This is a genomic window from Streptomyces sp. HM190 (genome assembly GCF_009857135.1).
Classification (GTDB): domain Bacteria; phylum Actinomycetota; class Actinomycetes; order Streptomycetales; family Streptomycetaceae; genus Streptomyces; species Streptomyces heilongjiangensis.
Genome location: NZ_CP047318.1, coordinates 4,579,508 through 4,594,336 on the forward strand (window position 1 = coordinate 4,579,508; position 14,829 = coordinate 4,594,336).

Below are 14,829 nucleotides of genomic sequence, written 5' to 3' on the forward strand. Positions count from 1 at the left end.
GGAGATTCGGTAAGGCTTGCCTTATAAGCTGGCCCGGCCCTGTCGGCGGCCCGCCCTCCGCCGGGGCGTGCCCCAGCCCTCGCACGACAGGACCCGCCATGCGCACCACCTCCCGCGGCATCGTCGCGGCGCTCGCCCTCGGCCCGCTGCTGGCCGGCTGCTTCGCGTCCGGCGACGGCGGCCCGGGTACGGACGGGGCGGGCGCGGGCGGCCGGCTGCGGATCGCCCTCGCCGTGCCGCCGGTGCAGGCCCTGTCGCCGTACAGCAACGACGCCACCGTACTCAGCAAGCTCTCCGTCGCCGAGGGCCTCACCGCGCTGGACGAGGACGGCGCCGCCGCGCCCGCCCTGGCGACCTCCTGGAAGCGGACGAACGACACGACCTGGACGTTCGAACTGCGCGAGGCCACCTTCCAGGACGGCACCGACGTCACCGCCGAGGCGGTCGTGGGCGCCCTCGACCACGCGAACCGGGCGGAGACCAGGCCCCGCGTCCTCAGCGACGTCACCCTGACCGCGAAGGCCGCCGACGCCGACACCGTCACCCTCACCACGAAGACCCCCGACCCGGTCCTCCCGCTGCGGCTCGCCAGCCCGGCCCTCGGCATCCTCTCCCCGAAGGCGTACGCGAAGGACGGCACCGTCAGCCCCGTCGGCACCGGCACCGGCCCCTTCGAGATCACCAGGCTCACCGGCAAGACCAAGGCCACCCTCGACCGCTACGACGGCTACTGGGGCGGCAGGGCCAAGGCCCCCGGCATCGACGTCAGCTGGATAGCCGACGGCACGGCCCGCGCGGGCGCCCTGCGCGGCGGCGACGTCGACATCGCCGAGTGGATCCCCACCGCCCAGGCCGAGCTCCTCGACGAGAGCACCCGCCACGAGGTGCCGTCCGTGCGCACCGACAGCCTGGTCCTCAACACCGCGAGCGGCCTGTTCGCCGACGCCCCGCTGCGTGCCGCCGCCCGCGCGGCCGTGGACGGCGGCGTCCTCGTCGACTCCGTCTTCGGCGGCTACGCCGACGAGGCCGAGGGCCTGTTCGGACCCGCCGTCCCCTGGGCGGCCCGCGACCGGGTGGAGGTGACCGGCCGGGCGAAGGCCGCGACCGCCGCGCAGGTGCGCGAGGAGACCAGGGGCAGGACCCTGCGGCTCGCCGCCTACACCAACCGCGCCGAGCTGCCCGAGGCCGCGACCGTCCTGCAGCAGCAGCTGGAGAAGGCCGGGTTCACCGTGAAGCAGGACGTCCGCGAGTACACGCAGATGGAGGCCGACCTCCTCGCCGGGAAGTACGACGCGCTCGTCTTCTCCCGCGTCACGCTCCTCGACACCGGCGACGCCGTCGCCTACCTCGCGAGCGACTACACCGGCGACGGCGTCTACAACATCGCCGGACTGAGGGACGCGAAGGTCGACCGGGCGGTCCGGGCGGCCGCCGAGGAGGGCGACACCGCCGAGCGGCACCGGAAGATCATGCGGGCCGAGGCGGAGATCCTGCGCACCGACGCCGTCGTCCCGCTGGTCCACGAGAAGGTCGTGCAGGGCATCGCCGACGACGTCGAGGGCGTCCTCCTCGACCCCCGCGAGCGTTCCCTCGTCGACGTCGACACCCGGATCGAGTAGCCCTCGATGAGCGTCACTCCGGACGGCGCCCGTGGCCTGCCGACCCGCTGGCGGGCGGTGGCCGGCCGGGCCGTCGCCGCGACCGCCCTGCTCACGGCCGTCGCCTTCCTGCCCTGGCTGTCCGGCACCGACCCGGCGCTCACCGTCCTGCGCGCCCGCTCCGCCGAACAGGACCCCACCCCGGCCCAGTTGGCCGCCGTACGGGAGCGACTCGGGCTCGACGAGGGGCCGTTCGTCCATCTCGGCCGCTGGCTGGAGGGGCTCGGGCGCGGCGACGCGGGCACCTCGTGGGTGTCGGGCGAGCCCGTCCTGCCGCAGGTCACCACCGCCTTCGCGGTCTCCCTCACGCTGATGCTGGGCGCGCTGGCCGTCACCGTCGCGGTGGCCGCGCTGGTCAGCGCCCGCACCCTGTACCTCGGGTCGCGGCAGCGGCTGCTCCGGGGCCGGGCGGGCGCCGGCGCGGCCGTCCTCGCCGCGCTGCCCAAGTTCCTCCTCGCCTCCCTGCTGGCGACGGTGTGCGGGGTGTGGCTCGGCTGGTTCCCCTCGCAGGGCTGGACGGGCCCGGCGTCGATGGTGCTGCCCGCGCTCGCCCTCGGCGTGCCCTCCGGTGCGATGATCGGCGGACTGCTCGACCAGTCGCTGCCCGCCGCGTTCCACGAGTCATGGGCCCGCACCTGGCGCGCCTACGGCCTGCCGCCCGGCCGGATCGCCCGCACCGCGCTGCGCCGCGCCCTGTCCGGGGTGCTCCCGCAGCTGCTGCCGACCGTGGTCGGCCTGGTCGGCGGCGCCGTCGCGGTGGAGAAGATCTTCAACATCCCGGGCCTCGGCCGGCTCGCCCTGGAGGCCGCCGTCGCCCAGGACCTGCCTCCCCTCCAGACCGCGACCCTCGCCCTGGTCCTCCTCGGCGTCGGCGCCGGCCTGGCGATACAGGCGCTGCGCCGCGCCCTGCTCGGCCCGGCCCTGCGCGACGGCGCCCTGCCCGCCCTGCACGCGCCCGCGCTGCCCCGGCCCCGCTCGCTGCCCTGGATCACCGGCTGCTGCGCCCTCGCCCTGCTCACCCTCGTCGTGGCCGGCCTGCTGCGCGACCCCCTCCACGTGGACACCGCGGCCCGGCTGCTGCCCCCGTCCCCCGACCATCCCCTGGGCACCGACCCGCTCGGCCGGGACCTGCTGGCCCGCCTCGGGCACGGGGCGCTGCGCACGGCCTCCGTCGCCCTCGCGGTCACCGCCGTCAGCGCCCTCCTCGGACTGCTGATCGGCGCGGCGAGCCAGGCGGGCGCGGGCCTCACCGAAGTGGTGTCGACCCTGCCGGCCGTCCTCGCGGGCCTTCTGGTGACCGCGGTGACCGGCCCCTCCGTGTGGGGCGCGGCCTGCGCCGTCTGCCTCGTGGGCTGGACCCCGTACGCCGCCCAGACCTCCGCCCTCCTGGAACAGGAACGGGCCAGCGGCCATCTGCTCGCGTCCGTCTCCTTCGGCGCCGGGCCCGGTTACCTGCTGCGCCACCACCTGCTGCCCGCGGTCCTCCCCGCCCTGCTGCGCAACGCGCTGCTGCGCCTGCCGACCACGGTCCTGGTCCTGGCCTCCCTGGGCTTCCTCGGCCTCGGCGAACAGCCGCCCACCCCGGAGTGGGGCCGCCTCCTGTCCGAGAACCAGCCCTACGCCGAACTGGCCCCCTGGACCGTCCTCGCCCCCGCCGCCGCCCTGGCCCTCTTCGCGGTCCTCACGGTCGCCGGCACGGCGACGGGCCCCCGCCGGTCGCGTTGACGGCACGCGGTCCCGCCCGCTCCACACCGGGGGACCACCACGAACCGGTCACCGCGCCCGCGGCACCCGGTCCGCCCGTACGGGCATGCCGTTCCGACCCCCGGGCCCCAGCCGCTCCAGGGCCCGGAGCCGGCGGAGGTCCGGGTGGGGGATCTCGGGGAAGCCGGAGCCGAGCAGGACGCGGTCGCCGAGGGCGGCCGGCCAGGGCAGGGCGCGGCGGGGGAACGGCGCGAGGACCTCGGAGAAGTCGGTGAACGCCGTGGTCGTGTCCAGCCGCACCTCCGCGCACCGTTCGGCGAGGTCCAGGAACTCCTCGTACTCGGGCATCCCCCTGTGCGCGACGGCCCGGCCCCAGTCGGGGACGGCGGGTCAGACCCACCTCCGGCCCTGACGGGACGTCCGGACCGCTCCCGGGTGCGGGCGTGCCCTGAGGCGTCCGTCACGCGCGTGAGGCGCCGGACACCGCCTAGGATCCGGGACATGGCGTTGACGCGGGACGACGTGGACCGGTTCGAAGCGGCGAGGCCCCGTCTGGAGGCGATCGCCTATCGGCTCCTCGGCTCGGCGAGCGAGGCGGAGGACGCCGTGCAGGAGACGTTCCTGCGCTGGCAGGGCACCGACGCCGAGCGGATCGAGGTGCCCGAGGCCTGGCTGACGAAGGTGCTGACCAACCTGTGCCTCAACCAGCTCACCTCGGCGCGTGCCCGCCGGGAGACCTACGTCGGCCAGTGGCTGCCGGAGCCGCTGCTCTCCGGGGACCCCATGCTCGGCCCCGCCGACACCGCCGAACAGCGCGAGTCCGTCTCGTACGCGGTCCTCACCCTGCTGGAGCGCCTCACCCCCAACGAGCGGGCGGTGTACGTGCTGAAGGAGGCGTTCGACTACCCGCACCGGGAGATCGCCGGGATCCTCGACCTCAGCGAGGCCGCCAGCCAGCAGATCTTCCACCGCGCGAAGAAGCACGTCGCGGCGGGCAAGGCGCGCACGGAGATCGACGAGGCGGCGGCCCGGCGGATCGTCGAGGAGTTCCTCGCGGCCGCCACCAGCGGGAGGACCGAGCCGCTGGTCAGGCTGCTGACCGCGGACGCCATCGCGGTGGGCGACGGCGGCGGGAAGGTCCCGGCCCGCGCCAAGGCGTTCGAGGGCGCCCTCGCGGTCGCGAAGTTCATGCGGGGCCTGTTCAAGCCCGGCCCGGCCAAGCGGGCCGTCGTCGGCGGCACCGCCGCGATCCACGTCACGACGGCCAACGGCGGCCCCGCGTTCCTCGCGGTGGTCGACGGCCGGGTCATCGGGGTCACCTGCCTGGAGATCGGCGCGGACGGCATCGTCGCGTTCCGCAGCCAGGTCAACCCCGACAAGCTGGAGCGGGCGACGGAGGTGTGGGCGGCCACCGACCACGGTGAACCCCTGCTGCACGCCTTCTGACGCACACCGCCCCGACGCCGCCCCGACACGCCGAGGAGCCGTCCGACGGCCGTCGGCACACCAGGTCACCTCCCTCCACGGGGATGTGACCTGGTCCACATCCTCTTCCTGTCAGGAATCCGCGGGCTGCCCGGTTCAAGGGGCGTGACCGAGCAAGGCAGAGCGTCAGAACCGTGCAGACAGGAGCAGGACATGCAGCACCGCATCATCGTTCTCGGAGCCGGCTACACCGGAGCGATCGCCGCCGGACGCCTCGCCAGGCGCCTGCACCGCGCGGACGTCGCCCTCACCCTCGTCAACCCCGAACCCGACTTCGTCGAACGCGTCCGCCTGCACCAGCTGGCGGCCGGCCAGGACCTCAGGCCCCGGCCCTTCGACGAGATCTTCGCCGGCACCGGCGTCGAGGTGCGGCAGGCCAGGGTCACCGCCGTCGACGCCGACCGCAGGACCGTCACCGTCGCCGACGTGCACGGCGGCGGACAGCACGAACTGGAGTACGACACCCTCGTCTACGCCCTGGGCAGCGGCTGGGACCCGCAGGGCGTCCCCGGCACCGCCGAGCACGCCCACGAGATCTCCGGCCGCGCCGGGGCGCTCCGGCTGCGCGAGCGCCTGGCCGGGCTGGGCGCCGGACAGCCCGTGGTCGTCGTCGGCGGCGGACTCACCGGCCTGGAGGCGGTGGCCGAGATCGCCGAGAGCCGCCCGGACCTGGACGTCGCCCTCGTGGCCCGCGGCGGTCTCGGCGACTGGCTGTCCGACAAGGGCCGGGCCCACGTGTGGAAGGTCTTCGGCCGGCTCGGCATCACCGTCCACGAGCACGCCCCCGTCACCGCCGTCGAGGCCGACCGCGTCCTGACCGACAGCGCGTCCGTCCCGGCAGCGGTCACCGTGTGGGCCACCGGTTTCGCCGTCCACCCGATCGCGGAGGCCAGCACGCTGGAGGTCGCGGACCGGGGCCGGATCGTGGTCGACCGGACCATGCGCTCGGTCTCGCACCCCGAGGTGTACGCGATCGGTGACGCGGCCCTGGTGGCGGGCCCCGGCGACAAGCCGCTGCGGATGTCGTGCGCCTCGGGCGTCCCCACCGCCTGGCAGGCCGCCGACGCCATCGCGGCCCGCCTCACCGGCGCCGAGCCCCCGAAGGTGCCGATCCGCTACTTCCAGCAGTGCGTCTCACTCGGCCGCAAGGAGGGCCTGATCCAGTTCGTCACCGCGGACGACCAGACCCTGCCCAAGGCCCTCACCGGCCGCCTCGCCGCCCTCTACAAGGAGATCATCTGCAAGGGCGCGGCCTGGGGCGTCGCCCACCCGACGGTCGGCAGCATGCCGGCCCGCCGCCGCCGGACGGTGCCGCAGCCGGCCGGAACCGTCCGCGGCGACGGGGCGGGCCGGACGGAGCGGACCGCCGAGACGGCGGCCTGAACCCGTACGGACGCCGTCCGCGCCACGACACGGTCCGCGTCAGCGCAACCGCGCGGATCGCCGGTCGCCGGCAGGGGTCACCAGCCCGACGCGCCCTCGTCCCCGAGCGCGCTCCAGGCCGGGGCGGCCTGGGCGACCGGGGCGGTGTCGTGGCAGGCGAAGCCGAGCCGGGTCAGGGCCCGGCGCATCTCACCGGCGGTGAAGTCCCGGCGGTTCTGCCCGGTGATCACCTCCCCGACCTGCATCACCGAGTAGACCTGGCGGTTCACGGTCACGGCCGTGCCGGCCACCGGTTCGGGAGCGACGCCGTTCAGCGACTGCTCGACCTCGCTCTTGGTCAGGTCGAAGGGGAATCGGGCGATGACACAGCGCATGGATGCCTCCACAGGGGTTGGGGTGCTACACCGGACGGGCCGCTACGAGTCGCTCCCGGAGGCGGGCCGCCGCCCGCGCCCGGCGCTCCGCCCGCCCCGGCCGCGCCCGCTCGCTTCCCGGCCGCTCCCGCTCCGGCCGGTTCCCTTGCCCCCGCCGGTGCCGGGGCCGTTGCTCTTGCCCGCGTCGGGACGCGTGGCGGTGCCGGTGCCGGGGCTCGCGGTGCGTTCGGTTCTGCCGCGTCCGCCGTTGCGGCGTGTGCCGGTGCGGCCGGGCCTGCCCGTGCGTCCGGTCGGCGCGGCGGCAGGTTCCGGGACGGTGAGGGTGAGGGTGACGGGCACGCCGGACGGGGTGCGGGCGCCGGTGATGCGGTGCAGTTCGGGCTCGCCGGGGCGGACCCGCGCGGAGCGCGGCGTGATGCCGGCGTCGGCCATCAGCCGGTCCATCTCACGGCGCTGGTGCGGCAGGACGAGCGTGACGACGGTGCCCGACTCGCCGGCGCGCGCGGTCCGGCCGCCGCGGTGCAGATAGTCCTTGTGGTCGCCGGGCGGGTCGACGTTCACGACGAGGTCGAGGTCGTCGACGTGGATGCCGCGGGCGGCGACGTTCGTGGCCACCAGCACCGTGACCTGGCCGTCCTTGAAGCCGGCGAGCGTCCGGTTGCGCTGCGGCTGGGACTTGCCGCCGTGCAGCGCCGAGGCGCGCACCCCGACGGACAGCAGGTGCTTGGCCAGCCGGTCGGCGGCCCGCTTGGTGTCCAGGAACATGATCACCCGCCCGTCGCGGGCGGCGATCTCGGTCGCGGTGGCGTGCTTGTCGTCGTCCTGCACGTGGAGCAGATGGTGCTCCATGGTGCTGACGGCGCCCGCGGACGGGTCGACCGAGTGGACCACGGGGTCGTCCAGGTAGCGGCGTACCAGGAGGTCGATGTTGCGGTCCAGGGTGGCCGAGAAAAGCAGCCGCTGGCCGTCGGCGTCGACCTGGTCGAGCAGCGCGGTGACCTGCGGCATGAAGCCCATGTCGGCCATCTGGTCGGCCTCGTCGAGGACGGTGACCGTGACCTGGTCGAGTCGGCAGTCGCCGCGTTCTATGAGGTCCTTGAGGCGGCCGGGCGTGGCGATGACGACCTCGGCGCCGCCCCGCAGCGCGCTCGCCTGACGGCCGATGGACATGCCGCCCACCACGGTGGCGAGCCGCAGCCGCAACGCGCGGGCGTAGGGGGTGAGCGCGTCGGTGACCTGCTGGGCCAGTTCCCGGGTGGGGACGAGGACCAGGGCGAGCGGCTGGCGGGGCTCGGCCCGCTGCCCGTTCAGCCGGGCCAGGACGGCCAGGCCGAAGGCGAGCGTCTTGCCGGAGCCCGTCCGGCCCCGGCCGAGCACGTCCCGGCCGGCCAGCGCGTTCGGCAGGGTGGCCGCCTGGATCGGGAACGGCGTGGTGACGCCCTCGGCGCCGAGCGCGGCCAGCAGCCGTTGCGGCAGGTCGAGTTCGGCGAAGGAGTCGACCGCGGGCAGCGGCTCGGTGACGGTGACCGGCAGGGCGAACTCCTGCGGGCGGGCGGTGGAGCGCGCGCCCGCGCCGCGCCCGCGCGCACCGGCGGGGCGGGACTGCTTGCGGCCCGCCTCCTGCGCGCGGAAACGGCCGCCGCGGCTGCCGCCGGCGGATCGGTTGGTGTCGGTCTCCGTGCGGAGACGGCCGGAGCCGCCACGACCCTGACGGGTGCGGTTCATGAGGGAACCCTCCTCGATGCGGCGTATCGAGGAATTCCGTCCGGCGGCAGCGGCCGCGCGAGGATTCGCAAGAATGAGCCGGAGAAAATGCGAAAAGGCCCGCACCCCAAGAGTGCGGGCCTCAGTCGTTCAGTTCGCGTCAGCGTCAGGCGGGAACGATGTTCTCGGCCTGGGGGCCCTTCTGGCCCTGCGTGACGTCGAAGGTAACCTTCTGGCCTTCCTGAAGCTCACGGAAGCCGGAGGTGGCGATGTTCGAGTAGTGGGCGAACACGTCAGCGCCGCCGCCGTCCTGCTCGATGAAGCCGAAGCCCTTTTCCGCGTTGAACCACTTCACGGTGCCAGATGCCATATTGAATCTCCCTTGGGGGGCAGTGCCGGATCCGCACTTTACGAATCCGAGTCGCCGCGATGATCACCCCTCCGGAAAGATCCGGAAAGCTCTGCAAAGAAACAAGTCTCTGGCAACCAAAACTGCAACTGCTATCACGCTAACACAGGCAGGGCGGCAGTCCCCGGGGTGTTTTCGGCGGCGTGTGGTAATTCTCGACCCGTCGTGGCCCCTAATTCTGCAACGGCCGGACTAGGTATCCGCGCCGTGGTCGCCCAGCCGCCGGCGCATGTCCCGGCCCAGCCGGAGGGCCGCGTCGAGCTGGTCCTCCAGGGCGACGATGCGGCAGGCGGCCTCGACGGGCGTCCCCTGGTCGACGAGTTCGCGGGCGCGGGCGGCGACGCGCAACTGGCGGCGGGAGTAGCGGCGGTGACCGCCGTCCGAACGCAGCGGGGTGATCAGCCCGGCCTCGCCGAGCGCGCGGAGGAAGGCGGGGGTGGTGCCGAGAACGTCGGCGGCCCGCCCCATGGTGTAGGCGGGGTAGTCGTCGTCGTCGAGATTCCCGGCGGCGCGGGTGTTCTCAGCGGGCATGGCACCTTCGTTTCGGGGACACGGCGGGGGCCCCGACGTCACGGGCCCGGGGCGACGGCGCGGCATCCGTGCTCCGCGCGATCCGGCGCCGGGGTGATCCATCGGCCGCCTGTGCGACAACCCTAGCTCCGGCGACCGCGCAGATGTGTCCTCGCGGCGACAGAATTTCACCGCGGTGCGATCGGCGCCCCCGTCTCCGTCCGAGACGCACGACACCCCGGACGGACCAGTGCCCGACGCCTCCGGCGCGCCCCGGACGGCGACGAGCCGGGGTCCGCGCGCCGGGCGACCGCCCGCCGGGTCTACCCGTCGGGGGCCTGCGTGTCCGGACCCGTGGCGTGGGTGCAGCAGGGCTCGTCGGTGTGGGTGCGCTCGCCCTGGGTGCGGCTGCTGTACAGCCACGGCGCGGCCCCGTGGGGGGAGCCGGCGGGGAAGCGGGTGTCGACGGTCAGATGGAGCAGCGTGCCGCGTCCGTCGGCACCCGTGGGGTAGCTACGGGGTTCGTCGCAGGGGAACGCCTGGCGCAGGACCCGTGCGACCCGCTGGGCCGTGGCGGGGTCCGCCGCGACGACCCGCACCTCGGCGAGCCCGGCGCCCGCGTGCGGCGCCCACCGGACCTCGGGGGTGCTGTCGACCTCGCCGACGCGGTCGGTCCTGGTCCGCATGGACGCCACCGCCCTCCAGTGCCGCCCCCCTGTGACACGTCCCGGAGTACCCCGGAGCCCGCCGCCCAATCCGACGCCCCGGCCCCCGGCCCGCCGCGCTGGTCGTCAGGCGGTGGGCCGTGCGGGTCAGTACGTGAGCGCGTCCTCGGCGGTGCCGAAGAAGCTGGTCACCTGGCTGTCGTTGACCGTGACGGGGCCGTCGTCGACCGGCACGGTCGCGGGGCTCTCGGCGGCGGTGAGGGCGATCTCCACCTTGTCGGCGCTCTTGCCGCCCGGTGTGTCGGCGCGGGAGAAGAGGATCCCGGCGTACGCCTTCTCGCCGGCGTTCAGGATCCAGTCCTCCCCGGCGGGGCCCATGTGCTCGGCGGCGCCGTCGAGCCCCGGAATCGTGACGACCAGTTCGCCGGCCGGCAGCAGACAGGGGTCGCCGCTGTTGTTCGTGGCGGTCAGCAGGGCGTGGTTGACGGGCTTGGAGGCGACCGTGACCTTGTAGCTCAGGTCGGTCGTCTCGCACATGCCGACACCGCCGTCCTGGTCGTCCGTGGCGGGCTCCGACGCCTCGGGGGCGCCGCCGCTCCCGGAGGAGCCGCCGCTGCCGCCGGGGGCGTCCGTGGCGGGCTTGTCGGCGTCCTCGTCCGTGCCGGTGCCTTCGCCCGTCCCCTTGCCCTTGTCCTTCGCGGGGTCGGACGGGCTCGCCGTCGTGCTCGGGGCGGCCGCGTCCTGCTCTGCGTCCCCCTTGCACGCGGTCAGGGCCAGCAGACCCAGCGAGAGCGCGGCGAGTACGGCGGTGGTGCGGCGTGCGCGAACTGCGTGAACCATCGGAAGCCCCCCGAGAGTCGGAACGTTCAGGCGATGGTGCCCCATGGGGGACATGGTGCTGCCCCCGCGTACCGAGTGAGGGCCTTCCTCGCACAGGGTTGTGACAGTGTGACGGCGCCGATGGCCGGAAAACGCGCCCTCTTTGGGTCGGCGCACACCACATTCGGCCGTTATCGAACATCCGTACATCCACGGTCCTGTCGGACGGGTCGTCAAGGGCAACTCGCTGCCCTTGGAGGACCCGATGCACCGACGCCTCGTCACCTCGGCCGTCGTCGCCGCCGTCTGCGCCACCACACTGGCCGGCACCGCCACGCCCGCCTCCGCCGCCCCCCGGAACGTCGACTGCCGCAAGGTGAGATGTGTCGCGCTCACCTTCGACGACGGCCCCGTGACCGACACCCGGCGCCTGCTGAGGACACTGAAGGAGCGCGACGTCAGAGCCACGTTCTACGTCGTCGGCAAGAACGCCCAGCGGTACCCGGCGACGGTGCGCGACGCCTCGCTCGCCGGTCACCAGATAGGCAACCACAGCTGGGACCACGCCGATCTGACGAAGCTGGGCGCCGCGAAGGTCGCGTCGCAGTTCTCCCGCGCCGACGCGGCGATCAAGCAGGCCACCGGCAAGAAGCCCACCACCGTCCGCGCGCCCTACGGGGCCCACGACGCGACCGTCCGGGCCGCCGCCGGGCGGCCGCTGGTGCACTGGAGCGTCGACACCCTCGACTGGAAGTACCGCGACACCGCCCGTCTGATCAGGACCGTCGGCGCGCAGACCCGGCCCGGCGACATCGTGCTCCTGCACGACATCCACCGGACGACGGTCGACGCCGTCCCGGGCATCATCACGGCCCTCACCGCGCGCGGCTTCCACTTCGTCACCGTCGACCAGCTCTTCGCCCCGGCCAGGCTGTCCGCGGGCAAGGTCGTCCACCACAACCGCGCCGCCTACCGCCCCTGAGGAAGCGGCCTCGAGGAGCGCCGGGCAGGCGGGGTACCCGGTCGTCCGCCACGCGCCCGGCGTGCGGCGCCGGGCGCGTGGCCGTCGGCACGCCTGCCCCCGGCCTCGCTTTCGTGGCATTACGGTGCGAATCCGCCGCATCGCCGACGGTGGGTCCGGTCCGCCTCCGCGGCCGGCCCGCCCCGACCGCCGGCCGGCCCGCCACCGCCGCCCGGCGCCCTCGCCGTTCCGAGGGAGGGACACAGCCCGTGACGCCCATCGCCGATCCACCGGGAGAGGGCGGTTCCAGCGGCTCGCCCCGTCGCACCCGTCCCGCCCGCCCGGTGCGGTGGAGCACCTGGGTGGCCCGCCGCCGGTGGTGGATGCTGTCCTTCTGGGGCGTGGTCCTCGTGGCCTCGGCCGCCGCCTATCCCCACCTGATCTCGTCGCTGGCCGCGTCCGACTACAGCGTCACCGGGTCGGACTCGCAGCAGGTCTCCCAGCTCCTGGAGACGGACTTCCCCTCCGCCGGGGCCGAGCAGGACCTGATCGTCTTCGACTCGGACACCCTGACCATCGAGGAGCAGGAGTACGCCGGCGTCGTCGACCGCGTGGTCAAGGCCGTGCGCGACGAGCCGGGCGTCACGTCGGTGCTGAGCCCCACCGACCCCGGCATGCGGACCGCGCTGTCGAGGGGGAACGCGGCGGTGGCCTCGGTCGGCCTGTCCGGCGACGACCGGGAACGCGGCGACCGGGCGGCCGATCTCCAGGACACCGTGCGGGAGGCGGCCGGCGACGGGCCGGTCCGGGCCTATCTGACGGGGTACTCCCCGACCGCCAACGACCTGACCGAGGTGGAGAACGCCGACGTGGAGCGGGCCGAGTCGATCGGTGTGCCCATCGCCTTCCTGGTCCTGCTCGTCGCGCTGGCCGCGCTGGTCGCCTCGCTGATTCCGCTGATCACGGCGGTGGTCAGCCTGACGACCACGTTCGGCGTGCTCAGCGTGCTGACGACGGTGACGGTGTTCGACGCCTTCCTGCTCTCGATCGTCACGATGATCGGGGTCGGCATCTCGATCGACTACTCCCTCTTCATCCTCTTCCGCTTCCGGGAGGAGCTGGTCCGCGCCAAGGCGGCCGGGCACCCCGACGCGGTCACCCGCGCGGTGGGCAGGGCGATGTCGACGAGCGGGCGCACGATCGCCTTCTCCGGCGTGATCGTCGCCATCTCCCTGCTCTCCCTGCTCGTCGTGGACTCGCCGCTGTTCCACGGCATCGCCCTCGGGGCCGTGCTGGTCGTCCTGTGCACCCTGCTGGTCGCCTGGACGATGCTGCCCGCGCTGCTGGCGGCGCTCGGCGAACGGGTCGACCGGGGGGCGCTGCCCCGGCGTCTGCGGCCGGAGGACGAGACGGCGGACCCGACCGGAGAACCAGGCGGCTGGGAGCGCTGGGCCCGCACCGTCCTCGCCCGGCCCTGGATGGCCCTGCCCGCCGCGGCCCTGCTGATCCTGTTCACCCTGCCGACCGCGGGCATCAAGCTCGGCATCGACCTGGGGATCTCCGCCATCTCCGACGAGCCGTCCGGCAAGGGCGCCGCGATCCTCGCGGAGGAGTTCAGCGCGGGCGCCCTGTCGCCGATCCAGATCCTCGCCTCGCACGAGGGCTCGGGCCCCCTCGACGCCGACGACCTGCGGACGATCGACTCGATGACGAGGTCGCTGGCGAAGGACCCCCGGGTCGCCGACGTCTCCTCCGTGACCACACTGCTCCGGCAGACGACGGGGTCGGTGACGCCGCAGGCACTCCAGCAACTGGAGCGGAACCCGCAGGCGCAGCCCGTCCTCGCCCAGACGGTCAACCTCGGCGCCGGGTCGAACCGCACCGTCATCACCGTCGTGCCCGAGGCCGCCGTGGACTCTTCCGAGGCCACCGACCTGGTGAAGGACCTGCGCGACGGGACGATCCCCGCGCTGACCGCGGCGGGTGGCCCGACCATGCTGGTGGGCGGCGAGACGGCACAGTTCGCCGACCTCTCCGACGAGACGCTCGGCAAGCTCCCGCTGGTGATGGGGATGGTGCTGGCGCTGTCGTTCGGCTACCTGACGGTGATCTTCCGCTCGCTGCTGCTGCCGCTCAAGGCGGTGCTGATGAACCTGCTCGTCACCTTCGCCGCCTTCGGGATCACGACCTGGGTGTTCCAGAAAGGACACCTCGAAGAACTGTTCGATTTCACGAGTGTGGGCTTCGTCCAGGTCTACCTTCCGATCATGGTCTTCGCTCTGCTGTTCGGCCTCTCCATGGACTACGAGGTGTTCCTGATCGGCCGGATGCGGGAGGAGTACCTCCGCACGCACGACAACGACCGCGCGGTGGCCAAGGGCCTCGCGCACACGGCGCGGCCGATCGCGGCGGCCGCGGTCATCATGGCGGCCGTGTTCGGCTGCTTCCTCGTCGCCGACGTGCTCGAACTGAAGGAGTTCGGCCTGGCGCTCGCCGTCGCCGTCCTGCTGGACGCGACGCTCGTCCGCCTGCTGCTGGTGCCGGCGTTCATGAAGGTCGCGGGCCGGGCCAACTGGTGGCTGCCGGCGTTCCTGGACCGTCACCTCCCCCGCGTCGACCTCGACTGACCTGCCCCCTCGCGCCACGGAGCCCCCGGCCGCGCTCCGGGTCCGGGGGCGGCCGGGGTCAGCTGTGCGCGGCGTCCAGGGCCGACTGGAGCGACTGGCGGTAGCCCTCGCTGGTGTACGTGGCACCGGAGACCGTGTCGATGTCGGCGCTCTGCGCGGACAGGGCCTCCCTGGTCAGCTGCGGGACGGCGTACGAGCTGATCTCCCGGTCCCGGGGGCTGTCCGAGGGGTAGGCGAGCGCGGTGACGTCGGTGAGCCTGCCGTCCTTCAGGGTGACGCGGACCCGCACGGGGCCGTAGCGGGTCTGCACCTCGTCCCCGGTGAGGGTGCGGGTGCCGGAGGCCGACCCGCTCGACCCGGTCCCTCCGCCCGACGCGCTCGCGCCGCCGGACGCCGCCGAGGACGGCGGCTGGGCGAGCGCCGGCGTCGTGTGCGGCTTCAGCGACAGCAGCAGCACGAGACCGGAGGCGGTCGCGGCGCTCGTCAGCACGATCCGGCGCAGGGGACGGTTCTTCCTCAGTGCGTGCAAG

Annotated in this window: 13 protein-coding genes and 1 pseudogene; 6 read left to right on the forward strand and 8 right to left on the reverse strand. The window is 74.0% G+C overall.

The annotated features are described in order from the left end of the window. The first annotated feature begins 98 nt into the window (after window positions 1–98). Together GSY65_RS19460 and GSY65_RS19465 are read left to right on the forward strand one after the other, a co-directional pair. Window positions 99–1,619 carry an ABC transporter substrate-binding protein gene (locus GSY65_RS19460; protein ID WP_159770447.1) on the forward strand — a complete coding sequence of 507 codons (1,521 nt, stop codon included), beginning with the start codon at window positions 99–101 and terminating at the stop codon, window positions 1,617–1,619. 6 nt (window positions 1,620–1,625) lie between these two features. Continuing rightward, on the forward strand, window positions 1,626–3,383 hold the full coding sequence (locus GSY65_RS19465; RefSeq protein WP_159770449.1) for an ABC transporter permease subunit: 1,758 nt from the start codon (window positions 1,626–1,628) through the stop codon (window positions 3,381–3,383). 48 nt (window positions 3,384–3,431) lie between these two features. On the opposite strand, the pseudogene GSY65_RS19470 reads toward GSY65_RS19465, so the two are convergent. After that, window positions 3,432–3,804, reverse strand: a pseudogene (locus GSY65_RS19470) (hypothetical protein); the annotation flags it as partial. 59 nt (window positions 3,805–3,863) lie between these two features. Between GSY65_RS19470 and sigJ the strand changes: the two are divergent. Together sigJ and GSY65_RS19480 are read left to right on the forward strand one after the other, a co-directional pair. Then, entirely contained in the window at window positions 3,864–4,808 is a 945-nt protein-coding gene (gene sigJ / locus GSY65_RS19475) for an RNA polymerase sigma factor SigJ (RefSeq protein ID WP_159770451.1), read from the forward strand. A gap of 192 nt (window positions 4,809–5,000) precedes the next feature. Next, the gene (locus GSY65_RS19480) at window positions 5,001–6,230 is read left to right on the forward strand and encodes an NAD(P)/FAD-dependent oxidoreductase (RefSeq protein ID WP_159770453.1); all 1,230 of its coding nucleotides are present in this window, start codon (window positions 5,001–5,003) and stop codon (window positions 6,228–6,230) included. Between the two features lie 77 nt (window positions 6,231–6,307). Here the strand turns inward: GSY65_RS19480 and GSY65_RS19485 are convergent, their stop codons facing one another. The 6 genes from GSY65_RS19485 to GSY65_RS19510 all read right to left on the reverse strand — a co-directional run bounded on the left by GSY65_RS19485 (window position 6,308) and on the right by GSY65_RS19510 (window position 10,732). Further along, a complete protein-coding gene (locus GSY65_RS19485) occupies window positions 6,308–6,604 on the reverse strand; it encodes an SCO5918 family protein (RefSeq protein ID WP_159770455.1) in 297 nt (98 codons plus the stop codon). A 42-nt stretch (window positions 6,605–6,646) separates the two neighbouring features. Further along, window positions 6,647–8,329, reverse strand: coding sequence for a DEAD/DEAH box helicase (locus tag GSY65_RS19490; protein WP_159770457.1), 1,683 nt, complete (start codon window positions 8,327–8,329; stop codon window positions 6,647–6,649). A 145-nt stretch (window positions 8,330–8,474) separates the two neighbouring features. After that, window positions 8,475–8,678 (reverse strand): cold-shock protein, encoded by a 204-nt coding sequence (locus GSY65_RS19495; RefSeq protein ID WP_007383480.1) that lies wholly within the window; start codon window positions 8,676–8,678, stop codon window positions 8,475–8,477. A gap of 231 nt (window positions 8,679–8,909) precedes the next feature. Continuing rightward, window positions 8,910–9,248: a helix-turn-helix domain-containing protein gene (locus GSY65_RS19500; RefSeq protein ID WP_159770459.1), complete on the reverse strand. Its 339-nt coding sequence runs from the start codon at window positions 9,246–9,248 to the stop codon at window positions 8,910–8,912. 302 nt (window positions 9,249–9,550) lie between these two features. Next, on the reverse strand, window positions 9,551–9,913 hold the full coding sequence (locus tag GSY65_RS19505; RefSeq protein ID WP_328707503.1) for a hypothetical protein: 363 nt from the start codon (window positions 9,911–9,913) through the stop codon (window positions 9,551–9,553). 126 nt (window positions 9,914–10,039) lie between these two features. Then, window positions 10,040–10,732 (reverse strand): DUF4232 domain-containing protein, encoded by a 693-nt coding sequence (locus GSY65_RS19510; protein ID WP_159770461.1) that lies wholly within the window; start codon window positions 10,730–10,732, stop codon window positions 10,040–10,042. A gap of 244 nt (window positions 10,733–10,976) precedes the next feature. Here GSY65_RS19510 and GSY65_RS19515 point away from each other — a divergent pair, with 244 nt between their 5' ends. Then, window positions 10,977–11,693: a polysaccharide deacetylase family protein gene (locus GSY65_RS19515; RefSeq protein ID WP_159770463.1), complete on the forward strand. Its 717-nt coding sequence runs from the start codon at window positions 10,977–10,979 to the stop codon at window positions 11,691–11,693. 248 nt (window positions 11,694–11,941) lie between these two features. After that, entirely contained in the window at window positions 11,942–14,299 is a 2,358-nt protein-coding gene (locus tag GSY65_RS19520) for an MMPL family transporter (protein WP_159770465.1), read from the forward strand. A 58-nt stretch (window positions 14,300–14,357) separates the two neighbouring features. Here GSY65_RS19520 and GSY65_RS19525 read toward each other — a convergent pair whose 3' ends face one another. Beyond that, entirely contained in the window at window positions 14,358–14,828 is a 471-nt protein-coding gene (locus GSY65_RS19525; protein ID WP_159770467.1) for an FMN-binding protein, read from the reverse strand. Window position 14,829 lies beyond the last annotated feature (1 nt).